Origin of the sequence: Mycolicibacterium aubagnense (genome assembly GCF_010730955.1) — a bacterium.
Lineage (GTDB): Bacteria > Actinomycetota > Actinomycetes > Mycobacteriales > Mycobacteriaceae > Mycobacterium > Mycobacterium aubagnense.
The window spans coordinates 2,714,154-2,731,715 of record NZ_AP022577.1 but is presented as its reverse complement, the minus strand read 5'-3'; the positions used below and the strand labels follow the sequence as shown (position 1 = coordinate 2,731,715).

At 66.8% G+C, this 17,562-nt stretch carries 20 protein-coding genes; 16 read left to right on the top strand and 4 right to left on the bottom strand.

The features are described 5' to 3' along the window. The first annotated feature begins 36 nt into the window (after nt 1-36). On the top strand, nt 37-525 hold the full coding sequence (locus tag G6N59_RS13525) for an Rv1443c family protein (protein WP_138232775.1): 489 nt from the start codon (nt 37-39) through the stop codon (nt 523-525). Here G6N59_RS13525 and G6N59_RS13520 read toward each other — a convergent pair. Further along, nucleotides 486-1,298, bottom strand: coding sequence for an amidohydrolase family protein (locus G6N59_RS13520; RefSeq protein ID WP_138232774.1), 813 nt, complete (start codon nt 1,296-1,298; stop codon nt 486-488). The genes G6N59_RS13525 and G6N59_RS13520 overlap by 40 nt on opposite strands. A gap of 37 nt (nt 1,299-1,335) precedes the next feature. Between G6N59_RS13520 and G6N59_RS13515 the strand changes: the two genes are divergently transcribed. Beyond that, nucleotides 1,336-1,797 carry a MarR family winged helix-turn-helix transcriptional regulator gene (locus tag G6N59_RS13515; protein WP_138232773.1) on the top strand — a complete coding sequence of 154 codons (462 nt, stop codon included), beginning with the start codon at nt 1,336-1,338 and terminating at the stop codon, nt 1,795-1,797. A 53-nt stretch (nt 1,798-1,850) separates the two neighbouring features. On the opposite strand, the gene G6N59_RS13510 is transcribed toward G6N59_RS13515, so the two are convergent. Continuing rightward, the gene (locus G6N59_RS13510; RefSeq protein WP_138232772.1) at nt 1,851-2,423 is read right to left on the bottom strand and encodes a hypothetical protein; all 573 of its coding nucleotides are present in this window, start codon (nt 2,421-2,423) and stop codon (nt 1,851-1,853) included. 22 nt (nt 2,424-2,445) lie between these two features. Further along, the gene (locus G6N59_RS13505) at nt 2,446-3,516 is read right to left on the bottom strand and encodes a ferredoxin--NADP reductase (protein WP_138232771.1); all 1,071 of its coding nucleotides are present in this window, start codon (nt 3,514-3,516) and stop codon (nt 2,446-2,448) included. A 153-nt stretch (nt 3,517-3,669) separates the two neighbouring features. Between G6N59_RS13505 and hsaA the strand changes: the two genes are divergently transcribed. The 4 genes from hsaA to G6N59_RS13485 are packed head-to-tail and all read left to right on the top strand — an operon-like array spanning nt 3,670 to nt 7,698. After that, nucleotides 3,670-4,860, top strand: coding sequence for a 3-hydroxy-9,10-secoandrosta-1,3,5(10)-triene-9,17-dione monooxygenase oxygenase subunit (gene hsaA / locus G6N59_RS13500; RefSeq protein ID WP_138232770.1), 1,191 nt, complete (start codon nt 3,670-3,672; stop codon nt 4,858-4,860). A 15-nt stretch (nt 4,861-4,875) separates the two neighbouring features. Next, nucleotides 4,876-5,778: an iron-dependent extradiol dioxygenase HsaC gene (gene hsaC / locus G6N59_RS13495; RefSeq protein WP_138232769.1), complete on the top strand. Its 903-nt coding sequence runs from the start codon at nt 4,876-4,878 to the stop codon at nt 5,776-5,778. A gap of 11 nt (nt 5,779-5,789) precedes the next feature. After that, the gene (gene hsaB, locus G6N59_RS13490) at nt 5,790-6,359 is read left to right on the top strand and encodes a 3-hydroxy-9,10-secoandrosta-1,3,5(10)-triene-9,17-dione monooxygenase reductase subunit (protein WP_138232768.1); all 570 of its coding nucleotides are present in this window, start codon (nt 5,790-5,792) and stop codon (nt 6,357-6,359) included. 7 nt (nt 6,360-6,366) lie between these two features. Further along, nucleotides 6,367-7,698 carry an MFS transporter gene (locus tag G6N59_RS13485; protein WP_138232767.1) on the top strand — a complete coding sequence of 444 codons (1,332 nt, stop codon included), beginning with the start codon at nt 6,367-6,369 and terminating at the stop codon, nt 7,696-7,698. Nucleotides 7,699-7,705: 7 nt separating this feature from the next. Here the strand turns inward: G6N59_RS13485 and G6N59_RS13480 are convergent, their stop codons facing one another. Then, entirely contained in the window at nt 7,706-8,503 is a 798-nt protein-coding gene (locus tag G6N59_RS13480) for an SDR family NAD(P)-dependent oxidoreductase (RefSeq protein WP_138232766.1), read from the bottom strand. 109 nt (nt 8,504-8,612) lie between these two features. On the opposite strand from G6N59_RS13480, the gene G6N59_RS13475 reads away from it, so the two are divergent. Genes G6N59_RS13475 through G6N59_RS13430 form a run of 10 tightly spaced genes read left to right on the top strand, consistent with a single transcriptional unit; the run spans nt 8,613 to nt 17,560 of the window. After that, nucleotides 8,613-9,392, top strand: a complete 780-nt coding sequence (locus G6N59_RS13475) for an enoyl-CoA hydratase/isomerase family protein (protein WP_234884423.1) — start codon at nt 8,613-8,615, stop codon at nt 9,390-9,392. Next, the gene (locus tag G6N59_RS13470) at nt 9,389-10,192 is read left to right on the top strand and encodes an enoyl-CoA hydratase/isomerase family protein (RefSeq protein ID WP_138232765.1); all 804 of its coding nucleotides are present in this window, start codon (nt 9,389-9,391) and stop codon (nt 10,190-10,192) included. Before G6N59_RS13475 ends, G6N59_RS13470 begins: the two co-directional genes overlap by 4 nt. Next, entirely contained in the window at nt 10,189-10,974 is a 786-nt protein-coding gene (locus G6N59_RS13465; RefSeq protein WP_138232764.1) for an enoyl-CoA hydratase/isomerase family protein, read from the top strand. Before G6N59_RS13470 ends, G6N59_RS13465 begins: the two co-directional genes overlap by 4 nt. Beyond that, on the top strand, nt 10,971-12,221 hold the full coding sequence (locus tag G6N59_RS13460) for an aromatic ring-hydroxylating oxygenase subunit alpha (RefSeq protein ID WP_138232763.1): 1,251 nt from the start codon (nt 10,971-10,973) through the stop codon (nt 12,219-12,221). Before G6N59_RS13465 ends, G6N59_RS13460 begins: the two co-directional genes overlap by 4 nt. Further along, nucleotides 12,218-12,745 carry an aromatic-ring-hydroxylating dioxygenase subunit beta gene (locus G6N59_RS13455; RefSeq protein ID WP_138232762.1) on the top strand — a complete coding sequence of 176 codons (528 nt, stop codon included), beginning with the start codon at nt 12,218-12,220 and terminating at the stop codon, nt 12,743-12,745. The genes G6N59_RS13460 and G6N59_RS13455 overlap by 4 nt, the downstream gene beginning before the upstream one ends. 8 nt (nt 12,746-12,753) lie before the next feature. Then, entirely contained in the window at nt 12,754-12,987 is a 234-nt protein-coding gene (locus G6N59_RS13450; protein WP_138232761.1) for a hypothetical protein, read from the top strand. Then, nucleotides 12,984-14,192 (top strand): acetyl-CoA C-acetyltransferase, encoded by a 1,209-nt coding sequence (locus G6N59_RS13445; RefSeq protein ID WP_138232760.1) that lies wholly within the window; start codon nt 12,984-12,986, stop codon nt 14,190-14,192. Before G6N59_RS13450 ends, G6N59_RS13445 begins: the two co-directional genes overlap by 4 nt. Beyond that, complete coding sequence (locus G6N59_RS13440) at nt 14,189-15,502, top strand: OB-fold domain-containing protein (RefSeq protein WP_138232759.1); 1,314 nt, start codon at nt 14,189-14,191, stop codon at nt 15,500-15,502. The genes G6N59_RS13445 and G6N59_RS13440 overlap by 4 nt, the downstream gene beginning before the upstream one ends. Continuing rightward, on the top strand, nt 15,502-16,695 hold the full coding sequence (locus G6N59_RS13435) for an acetyl-CoA acetyltransferase (protein WP_138232758.1): 1,194 nt from the start codon (nt 15,502-15,504) through the stop codon (nt 16,693-16,695). The genes G6N59_RS13440 and G6N59_RS13435 overlap by 1 nt, the downstream gene beginning before the upstream one ends. A 4-nt stretch (nt 16,696-16,699) precedes the next feature. Further along, nucleotides 16,700-17,560 (top strand): SDR family oxidoreductase, encoded by an 861-nt coding sequence (locus tag G6N59_RS13430; RefSeq protein ID WP_138232757.1) that lies wholly within the window; start codon nt 16,700-16,702, stop codon nt 17,558-17,560. Nucleotides 17,561-17,562: the final 2 nt, after the last annotated feature.

The following is a 17,562-nucleotide window of genomic DNA, read 5'->3' as shown; positions in this document are numbered from 1 at the left end:
GATGATTAGGTGACCCTAACTCAAAGGAGCGTCGCCGTGAAGAAGGTGCACATCGAGTCCGAACTGGATGCCGATCTCGAACGCGTATGGCACGCCATGCAGCTGCCGGCGACGTTCCTGTACGTGTGTCGCGGCCTGTTCGGGGTGCCGGCGCTCGCCGGCCGCACTGAGCCGTTGCAGGCAGGCGAACGAGGGGCCGGCTGGCTCCTGGCTTTTCACGTGCTGCCCGCATATCGGCACACCATCGAGGTGCTGTCGGTCGACCATGCCACACACACCATTCGCACGCATGAGTACGGCGGGCGGATCAAATCGTGGAATCACACGCTCCATGTCGAGCCCACCGGCCCGGGGCGCTGCCGCTACGCCGACACCATCGAGATCGACGCCGGGTGGTTCACCGGCCTGGTCGCCCTCGGCGCGGCCGGCATCTTTCGGTACCGGCATCGCCGGTGGCACAAGCTGATTCGCGAACAGTCGGGGCGTCAGACGCCGAAAACCCGGGCGGCATTCCCGCCGAGATAGAGTTCGCGCGCCTCGGTGTCGAGGCTCAACTCGTCGAGTCTTTCCAGGCACCGCTGTGCGGACAGCATCGGCCAGTTGGTCCCGAAAAGTACTCGGGTGCGGCCGGATCCGCGCAGGTAATCCACCAGCGCCGGGGGCAGGCGATGCACGGCATAGGCCGAGGTGTCGATGTAGAAGTTCGGAAACTTCTTGGCCAGGAACAGCACTTCGTCTATCCACGGTGCGCCGACATGACCACCGATGACCACCAGTTCGGGGAATTCGAGAAGGACCGTCTCGAGGTAGGGGATCGGCCGGCCGGGCTCGGACGGGCACAGCGGCCCGGCGTGCCCGATCTGCGTGCAGAACGGGATACCGAGTTCGGCGCAGGTCTGCAGCAGCGGATAGTAACGGCGGTCGTTGGGTGGCAGGTTCCACAGCCACGGCACGACACGCAATGCCACCATGCCGAGATCGGTTACCGCACGGCGTAATTCACGCACGGCTTCGACGGGCCGCGTCAAGTCCACGGAGGCGACGCCCGCGAAACGGTCTGGGTGCGCCCGTACGTGCGCCGCCGTCTCGTCATTGTCGATCAGCGGCCCGCACGGCCCGACCCAGGCGCACAACAACGACTTCTCGACGCCGGCGTCGTCCATCGCTTTGAGCGTGACGTCGATGGGCAACGCCGGCAGGTCTTCTTGGCGGGTCCAGCGCAGCAACGGCTGTAGCCAGGGCTGGCGCACGAACACCTCATTTGGGTGTTGGGACCACGCGTCGATCACTCGTGTCATCGTTCCATTACTTCACTAGTGAAGTAATAATGCAAGGGTGGCTTCGAAGAACAGATCACCGGCAGGTCGGCGGCGCGCGTATTTCCATCTGCAGGCCGCGGCCCAGCGGCTGCGCACCACCGCCGACCGGTTGTTCATCGACGGGGCGGGCATCTCCACGGCGCAGGCCGCGGCGCTGATGCTGATCGAGAGCCAAGCCGGATGCCGCCAGTCGCTCATCGCGGCCCAACTCGGCCAGCGTGAGTCGGCCGTCACGGCGATGGTCTCCCGCCTGGAGAAGGCGGGATTCGTCGAACGAAGAATCAGCGACCGTGACGGCCGCGCCTGGGAGCTGTGGCCAACCGAATCCGGTACCGATGCCCTTCGGCGCCTTGATGCTGCGCTTACCACCGTCAACGGCTATATCGACGAGGCCTTCGGGGTCGACGAAGTCGACGGCGTCGTCGACGCGCTGCAGCGGCTCAGTGATCTGTTGGACGCGACCGACCGCCGAACGTGAACCAGATGCCGAAGAAATCGCGAAAGTTCGCGATCTACTTCACTTTCGGTGGCTCAGAAGTGAGTGGTGGCGCACGCGGTCGGCGTCGTGAGGTTCACTCCGGGGTAGGTGACCTGAATGTCCGCGCACGCAATGAAATTGGCATCGGTGTTCGGCCGACCGGTCCGCACGTCGAGCGGCAGTGAGGTGCCGTCGACTGCGAATTCCTCGAACGTGCCGCCGCCGTTGAAAGTGACCGACACGAGCGCGCTGTTCTGTGACTTGAGCTGCCGCGAATTCACCGGGCCATTCCATGAGCCGCGGTTGATGGGCGGGGCGCCGGTCGGCGCGCTGTACGAGACATCCTGGTACACATCGCGGTTGGAGCTGCGCAGCGTGATGTTCTCGCGCGCCCAGGTGTTCGGCGGCAGCGGGACCGGGTTGCCCCCGACCACCAGGTTGGTGGCGGTGTTGAACGTGCACGCACCACCGGCGCAGTTCGCGGTGACGTGAATCTGGATCTTGGTGCCGTCGTCGACCGGCACGAATGCGTCGGCCGAATTGACCGCGGCAGCAGCTGTCACGGGGGACATCAGGGCGGTTGCGGTCAGCACAGCGGCCGCACTTGCTGCAGTAAGCCGGTTCACAGTCAAGAAACTAATCCGTTCGCTACTCGTCGTAGGTGACTTCGACGGAATCCGTCTTCGGCACCGCTTGGCAACCGAGGATGAGGCCCTCTTCGAGGTCGGACGGCTCCAGCACGTCGTTGATCGCCATGTCGACATCGCCCTTCTTCATCAGCACCGCACATGCGCCGCAGTGCCCCTCTCGGCAGGAGAACGGTGCGTCCAGTCCCTTGTCGAGCAGCACGTCGAGCAGCACGGCATTGCGCGGCCACCGCAGTTCGTGCGTCTCGCCGTCGAGCGTGACGATTGCGGTCGCCGGGCCCTCATCGCTGTCATCTTCGGCGAGCACGACGGCGGCGAACGGGTCGGAGTCCAGTGACTGGAACACCTCGAGATGGACATTGCTCTTGTCGGCGCCGGATTTGAGCAGCGCTTCCTCGGTGGCGGCCATGAACGGCGCCGGGCCACAGATGAAGGCCTCGCGCTCGACATAGGGCGCCAGCTGCGTGGCCAGGATGGTCGGGTTGGGCAGTCCCTGCACCGACTCCAGCCAGTGCACGACGGACAGCCGGTCGGGATACAGCGAGGTCAGCTCACGCAGGGCCTTGCTGAAGATCACCGACTTCTCGTCGCGGTTGGCGTAGAACAGCGTCACCTTGCCGGTGCCCTCCGACAATGCGGACTTGAGGATCGACAGCATCGGGGTGATGCCGCTGCCGCCGGCCAGCAGAAGGAAGTCGGCGTCCAGATTCTTGGGGACGAAGGTGCCGGACGGTGCCAACACGTGGATGCGCATACCGACGTGCGCGTTGTCGCACAGCCAGTTCGATGCGTAGCCGTCCGCGGTGCGCTTGACCGCGACGGTCAGCGCCTCGTCGGCGTACGGCGAGCTGCACAGCGAATAGCAGCGGGCCACGGACCCGGTGCGGGTACTCGGGACGCGCAGGGTCAGGAACTGACCGGGGGAGTACTTCAGCCGGTCGGGCGGGATCACAGGGTCGCCGGCGCCGTTCGGCACCGCGAACACCAACACGCGTGCGTCCGCGGTCTCTGCGACGACGTCGGCCACCACAAGTTCCAGCACGTGGCTGCCCAGCGGCTCGTCCACACCCATCACCCTTCTTTCACTCCGGCCAGTGGTCGGTAACTAGAACAGGTTATAGATGGCCACTTTTGTGGGTCTACCTGCTGCAGGACTACCGTGCTCGACACAAATCGTAACGTGTTCTAATCTTCTGTCTAGACGACCACTCTCTGGAGGCAACCCGTGACGTCCATTGAACAACGCGACGTGCAGACCGTGCTGGCCGGTATCGACGACCTGTTGCCGGTGCTGCGTGAACGCGCACAGTTAACCGAGGACCTGCGTCAGGTGCCGCAGGAGTCCATCGACAGTCTGAACGAAATCGGCTTCTTCAAACTGCTGCAGCCCGCCCAGTGGGACGGCCTCGAGGCCGACCCCACGCTGTTCTACGAGGCGGTCCGCCGCATCGCGAGCGCCTGCGGCTCCACCGGCTGGGTTGCGTCGATCATCGGCGTGCACAACTGGCACCTGGCGCTGTTCGATCAGCAGGCCCAGGAAGACGTCTGGGGCGACGACTCGACCGTCCGCATCTCCTCGTCGTACGCGCCGATGGGTGCCGGTGTGGTGACCGAAACCGCTGACGGCTACATCGTGAACGGCGCCTGGAACTGGTCCTCCGGCTCGGAGCACGCCACCTGGGCGTTCCTCGGCGGCCCGGTGATCAAGGACGGCCGCCCGGTCGACTTCGGCAGCTTCCTGATCCCGCGCACCGAGTACACCATCGATGACGTGTGGAACGTGGTCGGCCTGCGTGGTACCGGTAGCAACACGATCGTGGTCAAGGACGTGTTCGTGCCGCGGCACCGGTTCCTGTCCTACAAGTCGATGAACGACGGCACCGCCGGCGGCTACCTGACCAACACCGCCCCGGTGTACAAGATGCCGTGGGGCACCGTGCACCCCACCACCATCTCGGCGCCGATCGTCGGGATGGCCTACGGCGCCTACGAGGCGCACGTCGAGCACCAGGGCAAGCGGGTCCGTGCCGCGTTCGCCGGTGAGAAGTCCAAGGACGACCCGTTCGCCAAGGTTCGGATCGCCGAGGCGGCCAGCGACATCGACGCCGCCTGGCGTCAGCTGATCGGCAATGTCGGTGACGAGTACGCCCTGCTGGTCGCGGGCAAGGAGATCCCGTTCGAGTTGCGGGCCCGTGCCCGTCGTGACCAGGTGCGCGCCACCGGGCGCGCCATCGCGTCGGTCGACCGGCTCTTCGAGGCCGCCGGCGCCACCGCCCTGGCCAACGGCACTCCGCTGCAGCGGTTCTGGCGTGACGCCCATGCCGGTCGCGTGCACGCCGCCAACGAGCCCGAGCGCGCCTACCTGATCTTCGGCAACAACGAATTCGGTCTGCCGCCCGCAGACACCATGGTCTAAGGGGATATCCGGTCGATGACTGTCATCAAGGCCCTCGGCTACATGCGCATCGAGGCCACCGACGTGGCCGCGTGGCGCGAGTTCGGGCTCAAGGTGCTCGGCATGATGGCGGGCGAGGGCACGAACCCTGACGCTCTCTACCTGCGGATGGACGACGTCGCGGCTCGCCTGGTGATCGTGCCGGGCGAGAAGGACCGGCTGCTGGCCTCGGGCTGGGAGGTCGCTGATGCGCCTGCCCTCGAGCAGGTGAAGGAAAACCTCACCGCCCACGGCGTCGCGTTCACCGAGGGCACCAAGGACGAGCTGCTCGACCGCAAGGTCGAGGGCATGATCAGCTTCCAGGATCCCGCCGGCAACACCCTTGAGGTGTTCTACGGCATCCAGTACCTGGGTCGTCGTTTCGTCAGCCCTTACGGCCACAAGTTCGTCACCGCTGAACAGGGCCTGGGCCACGTCGTCCTGACCTGTAACGACGATGCCGCCGCGCAGGCGTTCTACCAGGACGTCTTGGGCTTCCGGCTGCGTGACTCGATGCGGCTGCCTCCGCAGATCGCGGGCCGTCCCGCCGATGGCGACCCGGTGTGGCTGCGCTTCTACGGCTGCAACCCGCGGCACCACGCGCTGGCGTTCATGCCGATGCCCAACCCGACCGGCATCGTGCACCTGATGGTCGAGGTGGAGAACTCCGACGACGTCGGCCTCTGCCTGGACCGCGCCAACCGCAAGAAGGTCAAGATGTCGGCCACCCTCGGCCGGCACATCAACGACAAGATGCTGTCCTTCTACATGAAGACGCCGGGTGGCTTCGACATGGAATTCGGTTGCGAGGGACTCGAAGTCGAGGACGAGAGCTGGATCGCCCGCGAGAGCGTCGGCATCAGTCTCTGGGGCCACGACTTCAGCGTCGGGTTCAAGTAGGCTCGCGCGGCATGACCCAGACACCGCAGATCGACCCCCGCACATTCCGCAATGTGCTCGGGCAGTTCTGTACCGGCATCACCGTCATCACCACCGTGAATGACGGTGTGCCGGTAGGTTTCGCCTGCCAGTCGTTCGCCGCGCTGTCGCTGGATCCGCCACTGGTCCTGTTCTGTCCGACGAAGCATTCGCGGGCATGGAAGGCCATCGAGGCCAGCGGCAAGTTCTGCGTCAACATGCTGCACGAGAACCAGCAACACGTTTCGGCGCAGTTCGGCTCGAAGGCTGAGGACAAGTTCGCCGGCATCGATTGGCGCCCTTCGGAATTAGGTTCCCCGGTGCTCGAGGGCACGCTTGCGCACATCGACTGCACGGTGCACTCGGTGCACGACGGCGGCGACCACTTTGTGGTGTTCGGCGGGGTGCAGTCGATGTCGGAGCCACAGGCCATGAAGCCCCGCCCTCTCTTGTTCTACCGCGGCGAGTACACCGGCATCGAACCGGACAAGAACACCCCGGCGCACTGGCGCGATGATTTGGAAGCGTTCTTGACCACGACAACCGAGGACACCTGGCTATAGTCGCGCCATGAGCGCGCCGATCCGGTCCGGATTGCGTCGGGTCGTCCTGGCCTCCATGGCCGGCACCGTCGTCGAGTGGTACGAGTTCTTCCTGTACGGCACCGCTGCCACGATCGTGTTCAGCAAGGTGTTTTTCGCGCAGAGTGGCAGTGACCTCGACGCCATCTTCGCGGCCTTCGTCACGTACGCCGTGGGCTTCGTCGCGCGCCCCCTCGGTGGCGTGGTGTTCGGCCACTTCGGCGACAAGTTCGGCCGCAAGACGCTGCTGCAGTTCTCGCTGCTCCTCGTCGGTTCGGCTACTTTCCTGATGGGCTGTCTGCCGACCTATGCGCAGATCGGCTACTGGGCGCCGGCCCTGCTGGTGGTGCTGCGGTTCATCCAGGGCTTCGCGGTCGGCGGCGAGTGGGGCGGCGCGGTGCTCCTGGTGGCCGAGCACAGTCCCGCGCGCAGCCGCGGATTCTGGTCCAGCTGGCCGCAGGCCGGGGTGCCCGTGGGCAACATCCTGGCCACCGTCGTACTGCTGACGTTGACGGGGACGCTGCCGGAGTCGGCGTTCCTGTCCTGGGGCTGGCGGGTGGCGTTCTGGCTTTCGGCAGTGGTGGTGCTGATCGGCTACTACATCCGGACCAAGGTGACCGATGCGCCGATTTTCGTTGCAGCACAAGAAGAAGCCGAGGCATTCAAGGCATCGTCACTGAGCGTGGTCGAGGTGCTCCGGCGTTACCCCGGCAAGGTGCTGACCGCGATGGGCCTGCGGTTCGCCGAGAACATCATGTACTACCTGGTGGTCACGTTCTCGATCACTTATCTGAAAGTGCACGCGGGGGTGAGCACTTCGCTGATCCTGTGGTATCTGCTGGTGGCCCACGCGGCGCATCTGGTGGCAATCCCGTTGGTGGGGAAGCTCTCTGACCGGATCGGCCGCAGGCCCGTCTATCTGATCGGCACGCTGCTCACCGCTGTCTGGGGCTTCGTGGCGTTCCCGATGATGGACAGCAAGCAGTACGTCGTCATCATGAGCGCGATCACCGCCGGCCTGGTGGCGCATGCGTTCATGTACGCGCCGCAGCCCGCCCTGATGTCGGAGATGTTCCCGACCCGCATGCGCTATTCCGGTGTGTCCCTTGGCTATCAGGTGACGGCGATCTTCGCCGGATCACTCGCGCCGATCATCGCGGTGCGGTTGCTGAAGGACTACCACTCATCGGTGCCGATCGCGATCTATCTGGCCGGGGCGTGCGTGGTGACGCTGGTGGCATTGGCTTTCGCGCGCGAGACCAAGGGGATCGACCTGGCCGACGTGGATCGCGCCGACAGGGAGCGTGCTGCGATCGGGTGAGCGCAGCTCAGGGCATGGTGTAGCCACCGCTGACCGAGATCATCTGTCCCGTCACCTGTTTGGCTGCCCTCGGCGAAGAGAAGAACAGCACCGCCCGTCCGACATCGGCAGCCGTGGTCAGCTGCCGTGTCGGGGTGTCCTTGATCATGAAGTCGATCTGGGACTGGTTGAAGACGTTGTCCTGACCGACCGACCATAGGCTGTCGGCCCCGACGGCGTCGGGACCGTCGGGGATGACCAGGCCCGGACACACGATGTTGGACCGGATGCCGTGCCGGCCGTGCTCGCGGGCGGTGGTACGCGCCAAGGCCACCATCGCGGCCTTCGACGCGCCATAGACGCCCTGGCGGATCTGCCCGAACGCGGCGTCGCTCGCGATGAACACGATCGCGCCGCCGCCGGCCTCCTGCATCGGCCCGATGGCGGCCTGCGTGGTGCCAATAGCGCTGAACAGGTTGATCTCGATGGTGCGCTGCCACTTGTCGCGGTCGGTGTCGGTGGCGATGAAACCGGGCACGCTCCAACCGGCATTGTTGACCAGCACGTCGATTCCATCCCAGGCCCGTAGCGCGGTGCCGATGGCGGCGTCCGCCCCCTCCGCCGTGGTCAGATCGCCGATCGCGACCTCGACTTCCGCCGCGCCCTTGGCCAGCGCCTCGGCGCGTACCTTCTCGGCCTGCGGTCCGTCGATGTCGCTGATCACGATGCGTGCCCCTTCTGCGGCGAACTCGTGCACGATGCCGCGCCCGATGTTCGAGGCCCCACCGGTCACCACCACGCGCGCATTGCGCAGTCCCAGATCCATGCCGCCTGCTCCTTGCTCGGCGTGGTTGATCAAACGCCGATCGTTGATTTAACCTAGATTAGAAATTGTGATTAGATTTGTCCACAACCACCGGACAAGGGAGACGCCTGTGAGTGGCGCGGAGTGCACCGTGGCGGCGGTGATCGACGGAGCGATCGGCCGGATCACGCTGAACCGGCCCGAACGGATGAACGCCGTCACCGTCGCGCTGGCATCCGAATTGGCCGCCGCCTTGCATGATCTCGGCCGGCGTCGCGACCTCAACGTCATCGTGTTGCGGGGTTCCGGCGGAAACTTCTGTGCGGGTGGCGATTTCGATGAGGTTGAGCAGCTGCGCGCGCAGGGGCCGGCGGCGCTCAAGTTCTTGTTCACGGAGTTCAGGCGAGCCTGCGACACGATCGCCGAGATCGACGTGCCCGTCGTCGCCGCGGTGGACGGAGTCGCTGCCGCCGGCGGTTTCGAGCTCATGCAGGCCGCCGATATCGTCCTGGTCAGCGACACCGCCCGGATCGCCGACAACCACATCCGGTTCGGCATGATTCCGGGCGGCGGTAGCACCGCCCGACTGCCCCGGCTCGTCGGTCGCCAGCAGGCGCTGGCCCTGCTGCTGTCCGGAGACCGGCTGTCCGGGGGTGAGGCGGTCACCCGCGGCCTGGCCTACCGTTCCTGCCCGGCAACGGATTTCGAGCACGAGGTCGACACGTTCGTGCGGGAACTGGCCGGCCGGAGCCGGCAGGCCGTCGTCAGCATCAAACGGCTCGTCGGCACCGGGCTGGCGGGCTCTCTGGATGCGGCGTTGACGAGTGAAACGGATGCCGTCGTGCGGCACATCATCGGCAGCGGCGCATCCGGCACCGCGGCATTCGACTCCAGAGAGGTCAGATCGTGACGACCACCATCGATGCCCCCGTACTGCTCGACGTTGACGACGCCGGCGTCGCGTGGCTGCGACTCAACCGGCCGGATTCCGCCAACGGGGTAGATGTCGAGTTGCTCAAGGCGCTGCACGACGCCGTACTGCGCTGCCACGCCGATCCGCGGGTACGGGTGGTGCGGTTGTCGGGGGCCGGACCGCATTTCTGTGCCGGCGGCGACGTCAAAACCTTCGAATCGAAAGGCGCGGGCCTGCCCGACTATCTGCGGGAGGCCACGGCGTGGCTGCAATTGGCCAGCGCGGCCCTGATCCAGCTGAAGGCCCCGGTGATCACGTCGGTGCAGGGCTTCGCGGCCGGCGGGGCCGGGCTCGGGCTGGTGTGCGCCTCGGACATCGTGGTGGCGGCGCGCTCGGCGAAGTTCTTCTCCGGCGCCGTACGCGTCGGTATGGCACCCGACGGCGGATCCTCGGTGACGCTCACCCAGTTGGTCGGGTTGCGCCACGCTCTGCGCATCCTGTTGACCAATCCGACGCTGACCGCCGACGAAGCCGCGGGCATCGGCCTGATCACCGAGGTGGTCGACGACGAGCTGCTCGCCGAACGCGCCGACCAGCTCGCGGGTCAGTTGGCAGCCCTGCCGCCGCAGGCCCTTTCGTCCACCAAGCGGCTGGTGTGGTCCGGGCTCGGGGCGCCCGTCGAAGCCCGGCTGGCCGAGGAAGCCCGCACCGTCTCGGAGTTGTCCGGCACCGCTGATGCGTTGGAAGGACTGCGGGCCGTGATCGAACGCCGGGCGCCGAGGTTCACCGGGAAATGACCGTACTGATCACCGACGACGGCGCGGTGCGGATTCTCACGCTGAACCGGCCCGAGGTACGCAACGCCATCGACATTCCACTGCGGCTGGCTCTGCGCGAGGCGCTCGAGGAGGCCGACGGCGACCCGGCGGTGCGGGTCATCGTGCTCACCGGCGCGGGCCCGGTGTTCTGCTCGGGCGGGGACGTTTCGACCATGTGCCGCATGGCGCCGGACGTGGCACTGGCGCGGGCCCGGCTGGCGCAGGCCGTGATTCGAGCCATCTGGGTCACGCCCAAGCCGGTGCTCGCGGCCGTCGAAGGCGCCGCGTATGGGGCCGGGGTTGCGCTGGCTGCCGCCTGTGACCGGGTCGTGGCGGCCACCGACGCGCGGTTCGCCACCACGTTCACCAACGTCGGACTCGCCGCGGATATGGGTACCTTCGTCTCGCTGCCGCGCCGTATCGGTATTCCGAGGACCCGGCAGATGCTGACGCTCGGCACCCCGGTCACGGCGGAACAGGCCCATGTCTGGGGACTCGTCGACGCCGTTGCCGAACCCGGCGCGGTGCTGGCCGCTGCGCTCGCCGATGCGAGGCGACTGGCTGACGGTCCGGCCCAGGCGCTCGGTGTCATCAAGGAAATGTTGATGGAAGCGCCGGGCCTGCATCCGCTGGACGCCCTCGATCAGGAGGCCGCCCACCAGGCCCGCCTGTTCGACAGCGACGACTTCGCCGAAGGCATCCGCGCCTTTCAAGAGAAGCGCCGTCCCGTATTCGGAGGAACTCTAGGAGCACGCTCATGACATCGGTCATCGGAAGCCGGTACGACCGGTTGATCCACCGCGACCGGGTGCACGGATCGCTGTACACCGACCCCTCGATCTTCGCTGAGGAGCTGGCGAAAATCTGGTACCGCACTTGGGTTTTCGTCGGCCACGAAAGCGAGGTCGCCCAGCCCAACGACTACGTGCGCAAGAAGCTCGGGCCGCAGGACGTGATCATGACCCGCGACCGCGAAGGCCAGATCCATCTGCTGCTCAACCGGTGCGCCCATCGCGGCAATCAGGTGTGCGATGACGCCAAGGGGAACTCCGGCACCTTCCGTTGTCCGTACCACGGCTGGACGTTTCGCAATACCGGTGAGCTCATCGGGTTCCCGTTCTTCAAGGGTTACGGGGAACGGAAACTCGATCTGGCCATGGGCCGGGTGCCGCGGGTGGACTCGTACGGCGGATTCGTCTTCGGCAGCTTCGCGGCCGACGGTCCCAGCCTCGTCGAGCACCTGGGTGACGCCACGGGCGAGATCGACCGGCTGACCCGGCTCTCACCGGAGGGCAGGGTCGAACTCACCGCCGGATGGTTGCAGCACACGACACGGGCGAACTGGAAGCTGTTGGCCGAAAACGAGACCGACGGCTACCACCCCCAATTCGTGCACGGCTCCATATTCGGGGTGACCGGAAGCACCATCGGACCGCTCTACAGCGATTCGTCGACGGCGGTCACCCGCGACCTCGGCAACGGGCACAGCGAGAACGACCTGCGTCCGGAGTTCCGCAAGTTCGCCGAGCCCATGCGCTGGTTCGGCACCACCGAGTCGCGGGTGCCGGACTACGTCGCCGCCATCAGAGCCGCGCGCGGCGCGGATGCCGAACGGATCCTCATCGAGGGCGCCCCGCACGTGATGATCTTCCCCAACCTTTTCATCGCCGAGATTCAGGTGTTCAACATCCAGCCGGTGTCGGTCGATGAATGCGTCCAGTACGCCACCGCGGTGCAGCTGGCCGGCGCACCGGAACTCAACCGGCGCATGGTTTCCCAATGTGTCGGATCGGTCGGTCCGGCCGGGATGCTACTGGCCGACGACACCGAGATGTACGAACGCAACCAGCACGGCCTGGCGGCGTTGAACCCGGAATGGCTGGACGTCCGCCGTGGCATCAACCGGGAAACAGTCGACGAGAGGGGCCATCCCGTCGGCAGCGCGACCGACGAAACCGGGATGCGGGGATTCTGGTCGCACTACAAGAACCTGATGGAGACACCGTGACCACCACGCTGAGCGATGAACTCGTCGCCGTACCAGAAGGATTCGACCGCCACGAGGTCGAGCAGTTCGTGTACCGGGAGGCCAGGTTCGCCGACGAAAGCGACTACGACGCCTGGGAGGCGTTGTGGACCGACGATGCCCTGTACTGGGTGCCCGCCGGTGGGGCCGACATCGACCCGGGCCGGCAGATGTCGATCATCCATGACAACCGCAACCGAATCTCGACGCGGCTCAAACAGGCCCGCACCGGACGGCGGTACGCGCAGGCCCCCCAGTCGCACCTGCGCCGGCTCATCTCCAACATCGAATTTCTCGGTGGCCGCCCCAACCCCGTCGGTGGCCTCGACCTGGAGATCGGCGCGAACTTCCTGGTGATCGAATCGCGGGCCCGCGGTAACGAATTGTGGGGCGGGCGCACCACCTATCGGTTGCGCCGCGACGGCGCGGAGCTGCGCCTGGCGTACAAGAAGGTGGTCCTCGTGGACAACGAAAAGGCCATCCCGACCATGGGTTTCCTGATTTGAGGCCGAAGATGGGAATTCACTTCGATCCCGCCCACGGCCCGCTCGTCGGCAACGAATTCGCGGAGGTGGCGGTGGCTTTCGACGTACAGGGCAACTCGCCGCGGTTACGCCTGGAGGACATGCGCACGGGCCGCGTGCGTTTCCTCGACGCGCTGGAACTGGAAACCATCACCTGGCTGCCGGACGAGCGGCTCAGCAGCCTGCTCGACCCGTCCGCAGACCGATGGCGGGGCGAGTCGTGAGACGGGCCGCAATCGTCGCGCCGCTGCGCACCGCGGTCGGTGGCTTTGGCGGCGCGCTGATGCCGTTGCGCGCAGAGGATTTGGCCGCCCGGGTCGTCACAGCGGTCGTGGAGCGCAGCGCCATCGATCCCGAGCGCATCGAGGACGTGGTGTTCGCGCAGTCGTATGCCAACTCCGAGGCGCCGTGCATCGGACGGTGGGTGGCGCTGCACGCCGGACTGCCGGTGACGGTGCCCGGACTGCAGATCGACCGGCGTTGTGGTGGCGGATTGCAGGCTGTGATCACGGCGGCGATGACAGTGCAGACCGGTGCCGCCGACGTGGTCCTGGCCGGAGGTGTCGAGTCGATGAGCAATATCGAGCACTACACCACCACCGCTCGCTGGGGGGCCCGCGCCGGCAACCAGACCCTGTACGACCGGCTCGACCGCGGGCGCGAAATGTCGCAGCCGGCATGGCGATTCGGTGCGATCAGCGGCATGATCGAGACCGCCGAGAATTTGGCCGACGACTATGGCATCGGCCGGGATGCGGCCGACGCTTTCGCCGCGCGTAGTCATCAACGGGCGGCCGCGGCGCAGGATTCCGGGTTGTTCGCCGACGAGATCGTCCCCGTCGACGTACCCCAACGCCGCGGTGCGACAGTTCATTTCGAGCGTGACGAAGGAGTCCGGCCCGACAGCACCGCCGAGAGTCTGGCCGCGTTGCGCACCATCGTGGCCGGCGGCACCGTCACCGCCGGCAATTCGAGCCAGCAGAACGACGCCGCCGCGGCCTGCCTCGTGGTTGCCGAGGACCGGCTGGACGACCTCGGTCTGGAACCGATCGGCTACCTGGAGGGCTGGGCAGCGTACGGTTGCGAGCCGTCCCGGATGGGCATCGGCCCTGTCGGCGCAGTGGAAAAGCTCTTCAGTAGAACAGGATTGACGTTTGATGACCTGAACCTCATCGAGGTCAACGAGGCATTCGCGGTGCAGGTGCTTGCGGTGCTCTCCGGGTGGGGGGTCAAGCTCGCCGATGTCGAGGACCGCCTGAACGTCAACGGCTCCGGGATCTCGCTGGGGCACCCGATCGCCGCGACCGGGGTGCGGATTCTCACCACCATGCTGCACGAACTACGCCGGCGCGGGGGCGGTCTGGCGCTGGAGACCATGTGCATCGGTGGCGGGCAGGGGTTGGCCGCGGTGTTCCGGGGTGCGTCATGAGCGGCCTGCTCGGCTATGCCGCCTACCTGCCCCGGTACCGGTTGGGCCGGCGCGTCGTCGCCGGTTATGACGAGGACTCGACCACCATGGCCGTCGCGGCGGCCACTGCCGCGCTGAACGGGACCGACACGACAGCCGTCTATTTCGCGACCAGTACCCCGGCCTATGCGGACAAGACCAATGCCACGGCCGTCCATGCCGCGCTGGCCCTGCCGGACACCGCGTTCGCGGCCGATCTGTGCGGCACCGGGCGCAGCGCCTTTGCCGCGATGGCGTTGGCCGCACAGTCCGGCGGTGTTGCCGTGGCCTCAGACGTACGGGTCGGCCGGCCCGGCTCATCAGACGAGAAACTGGGCGGCGACGGTGCGGCCGCACTGGTTTTCGGTGCCGGCCCGGCGATCGCCGAGGTGCTGGCCACCGCCTCCCGTACCGAGGAATTCCTGGATCGGTGGCGCGCGCCGGGCGCGGTGACCGGTCAGCAGTGGGAGGAACGCTTCGGCTTCGAACGCTACGCCCCGCTCCTTCGGGCGGCCGCGGCCGACGCACTGGACGCCGCCGGGGTGGCCGATGCCGATCACGTCGTGGTGGCCTGTCCCAACGCGGCCGTCGTGAAGCGGGCCGGCGCCCTGGTGAAAGGCCAGAAGTCGGTGCAGGTTTCACCGATCGGGTTCAGCGGCAGCGTCGATGCCGCGATGGCGTTGTGCGCCGTCCTCGACATCGCCGACCCGGAGGACAGCATCCTGGTGCTCTCGGCCACCGACGGCTGCGACGCCCTCGTACTGCGCACCACCGACCGGCTCGCTCACAGTAGGCAGCGCACACCGCTGGCCGGGCAGCTCACCGGCGGCCTGCCGGTGGCGCCGGTGACCTATCTGTCCTGGCGTGGGCTGATCGAACTGGAACCACCGCGGCGGCCCGAACCTGATCGGGTAGGGGCACCGCCGGCATCGCGCGGCACGTCGTGGAAGTTCGGTCTCACCGGAACGCGCTGCGATGATTGCGGTTTCGTGCACCTGCCGCCGGCACGGGTATGCCGGGGGTGCGGCGTCGTCGACCGGATGAGCCCTGCCCCGGTCGCGAGCTCGACCGGCACCGTGGCCACCTTCACCTTCGACCGTCTTGCGTACTCACCGTCGCCGCCGATGGTGCAGGCAGTGGTGGATGTCGACGGTGGCGGGCGCGTCACCGTGGAGATCGCCGATGCCGAACCGGAGCGGCTGCAGGTGGGTGCCCGGGTGCGGTTCAGCTTCCGCCGGCTCTTCACCGCCGGTGGCATCCACGACTACTTCTGGAAGGCGGTGCTGATCTGATGGCGAGCCACGGTATCGCCGGCCGTGTCGCGGTAATCGGCATGGGCTGCAGCCGATTCGGTGAACGCTGGGAGGTGTCGACCGAGGATCTGATCTTGGAGGCCTACACCGAATGCCTGACGTCGGCAGGCATCGGACGTGACGACGTCGACGCCTACTGGCTCGGCACCCTCAGTTCCGGCATGTCGGGGCTGACCCTGAGCCGTCCCCTGGGCTCGGATGACAAGCCGGTCACCCGCGTGGAGAACATGTGCGCCAGCGGCTCGGAAGCGTTCCGCAATGCCTGCTACGCGGTCGCCGCCGGCGCCTATGACGTCGTGATGGCCGTCGGCGTGGAGAAGCTGAAGGACTCCGGATTCTCCGGGCTGCTGCGTCAGGACCCGCCCGGCGACGGCACCGCATCGGAGATTTCGATGACGGCGCCCGCCGCGTTCTCCCTGCTGGACCCCGCGTACTGCGCCAAGTACGGCGTGCACGCCGACGAGATGCGCGCGGCGATGACGCATGTCGCCTGGAAGAATCACGCCAACGGTGCACGGAATCCGAAGGCACAGTTCCGGTCTCCGGTGGCCAAGGACACCATCGACGGCGCCCCGAAAGTGGCCGGGCGGCTCGGGGTGTTCGACTGCTCCGGAGTCTCCGACGGAGCCGCCTGTGCCCTCATCGTCCCTGCCGACCGTGCCCACCTCTACACCGATACCCCGATGTATGTGTCCGCGTTGGCCCTGACGGCCGGATCCGGGCGCGGTGCAATGGATCCCGGCTACGACTACACCACGTTCCCCGAGGTCGTCCGCTCCGCCAAGGACGCGTACACCCAGGCCGGCATCTCCGATCCCCGCACGCAATTGTCCTTCGCCGAAGTCCATGACTGCTTCACCCCCACCGAGATCGTGCTGATGGAGGATCTCGGCTTCACCGGGGCCGGGCAGGCCGTAAAAGACGTCGTGGCAGGAGAATTCGATGCCGACGGCCGGCTGCCCGTCAACCCGGACGGCGGGCTGAAGAGCTTCGGACATCCCGTCGGTGCCAGCGGATTGCGCATGTTGTACGAAGCGTGGCTGCAGTTCCGGGGCGAAGCCGGTGACCGCCAACTGGACGGCCCGCATACCGCCCTCACCCACAATCTCGGCGGCCGCCCCGGCGGCTGCGTGTCCTTCGTATCGATCGTCACCAACAGACAAGGGAGCTGAATACATGCCAGGTGTAGCAGACAAGGTCGTCATCGTCACGGGAGCCGGCGGCGGGTTGGGACGTTCGTACGCCCGCTTCCTCGCCGCCAACGGCGCGCTCGTCGTGGTCAACGATCTCGGTGGTGCCCGTGACGGATCGGGTTCGGGAACCAGCATGGCCGACGCCGTCGTCGACGAGATCCGCTCCGCGGGCGGCCGCGCCGTGGCCAACTACTCCTCGGTGGCCACCGCCGAAGGTGCCGCGGAGATCGTCGCCACCGCCCTCGACGAATTCGGGGCAGTGCACGGAATCGTCAGCAACGCCGGGATTCTGCGCGATGGTGCCTTCCACAAGATGTCCGACGACAACTGGGATTCGGTGCTGCGGGTGCACCTGTACGGCGGTTACCACGTGATCCGGGCCGCCTGGCCGCACCTGCGGGAGCAGCAGTTCGGCAGGATCGTGGTGGCCACCTCCACCAGCGGGCTGTACGGCAACTTCGGGCAGGCCAACTACGGCGCTGCCAAGGCCGGCCTGGTCGGATTGATCAACACCCTGGCCATCGAGGGTGCCAAGCACAACATCACCGCCAACGCCATCGCGCCGTTGGCCGCCACCCGGATGACCGCCGACATCGCCCCCCAGGACGTTCTGGACAAGCTCGACCCCGAATTGGTCGCACCCGCGGTCGGCTACCTGGTGTCCGAGGAAAACCACGACACCTCATCGGTTTTCGTTGTCGGCGGCGGCCTGGTGCAGCGGGTCGCGCAGTTCCAGAACGACGGCGTCAGGTTCACCGCGCGCCCGACGCTGCCCGAAATCGCCGGGCGGTGGAACGAGATCCGCGACATGGCCAACGCCAAGCTCGGCAGCAACCCGGTCTAGGC

Bases quoted from the DNA above. Each gene is read 5' to 3' on its own strand.
- G6N59_RS13520 (WP_138232774.1), bottom strand. From the start codon at position 1,298: ATGACACGAGTGATCGACGCGTGGTCCCAACACCCAAATGAGGTGTTC.
- G6N59_RS13505 (WP_138232771.1), bottom strand. From the start codon at position 3,516: ATGGGTGTGGACGAGCCGCTGGGCAGCCACGTGCTGGAACTTGTGGTG.
- hsaC (WP_138232769.1), top strand. From the start codon at position 4,876: ATGACTGTCATCAAGGCCCTCGGCTACATGCGCATCGAGGCCACCGAC.
- hsaB (WP_138232768.1), top strand. From the start codon at position 5,790: ATGACCCAGACACCGCAGATCGACCCCCGCACATTCCGCAATGTGCTC.
- G6N59_RS13485 (WP_138232767.1), top strand. From the start codon at position 6,367: ATGAGCGCGCCGATCCGGTCCGGATTGCGTCGGGTCGTCCTGGCCTCC.
- G6N59_RS13480 (WP_138232766.1), bottom strand. From the start codon at position 8,503: ATGGATCTGGGACTGCGCAATGCGCGCGTGGTGGTGACCGGTGGGGCC.
- G6N59_RS13465 (WP_138232764.1), top strand. From the start codon at position 10,189: ATGACCGTACTGATCACCGACGACGGCGCGGTGCGGATTCTCACGCTG.
- G6N59_RS13460 (WP_138232763.1), top strand. From the start codon at position 10,971: ATGACATCGGTCATCGGAAGCCGGTACGACCGGTTGATCCACCGCGAC.
- G6N59_RS13450 (WP_138232761.1), top strand. From the start codon at position 12,754: ATGGGAATTCACTTCGATCCCGCCCACGGCCCGCTCGTCGGCAACGAA.
- G6N59_RS13440 (WP_138232759.1), top strand. From the start codon at position 14,189: ATGAGCGGCCTGCTCGGCTATGCCGCCTACCTGCCCCGGTACCGGTTG.
- G6N59_RS13435 (WP_138232758.1), top strand. From the start codon at position 15,502: ATGGCGAGCCACGGTATCGCCGGCCGTGTCGCGGTAATCGGCATGGGC.
- G6N59_RS13430 (WP_138232757.1), top strand. From the start codon at position 16,700: ATGCCAGGTGTAGCAGACAAGGTCGTCATCGTCACGGGAGCCGGCGGC.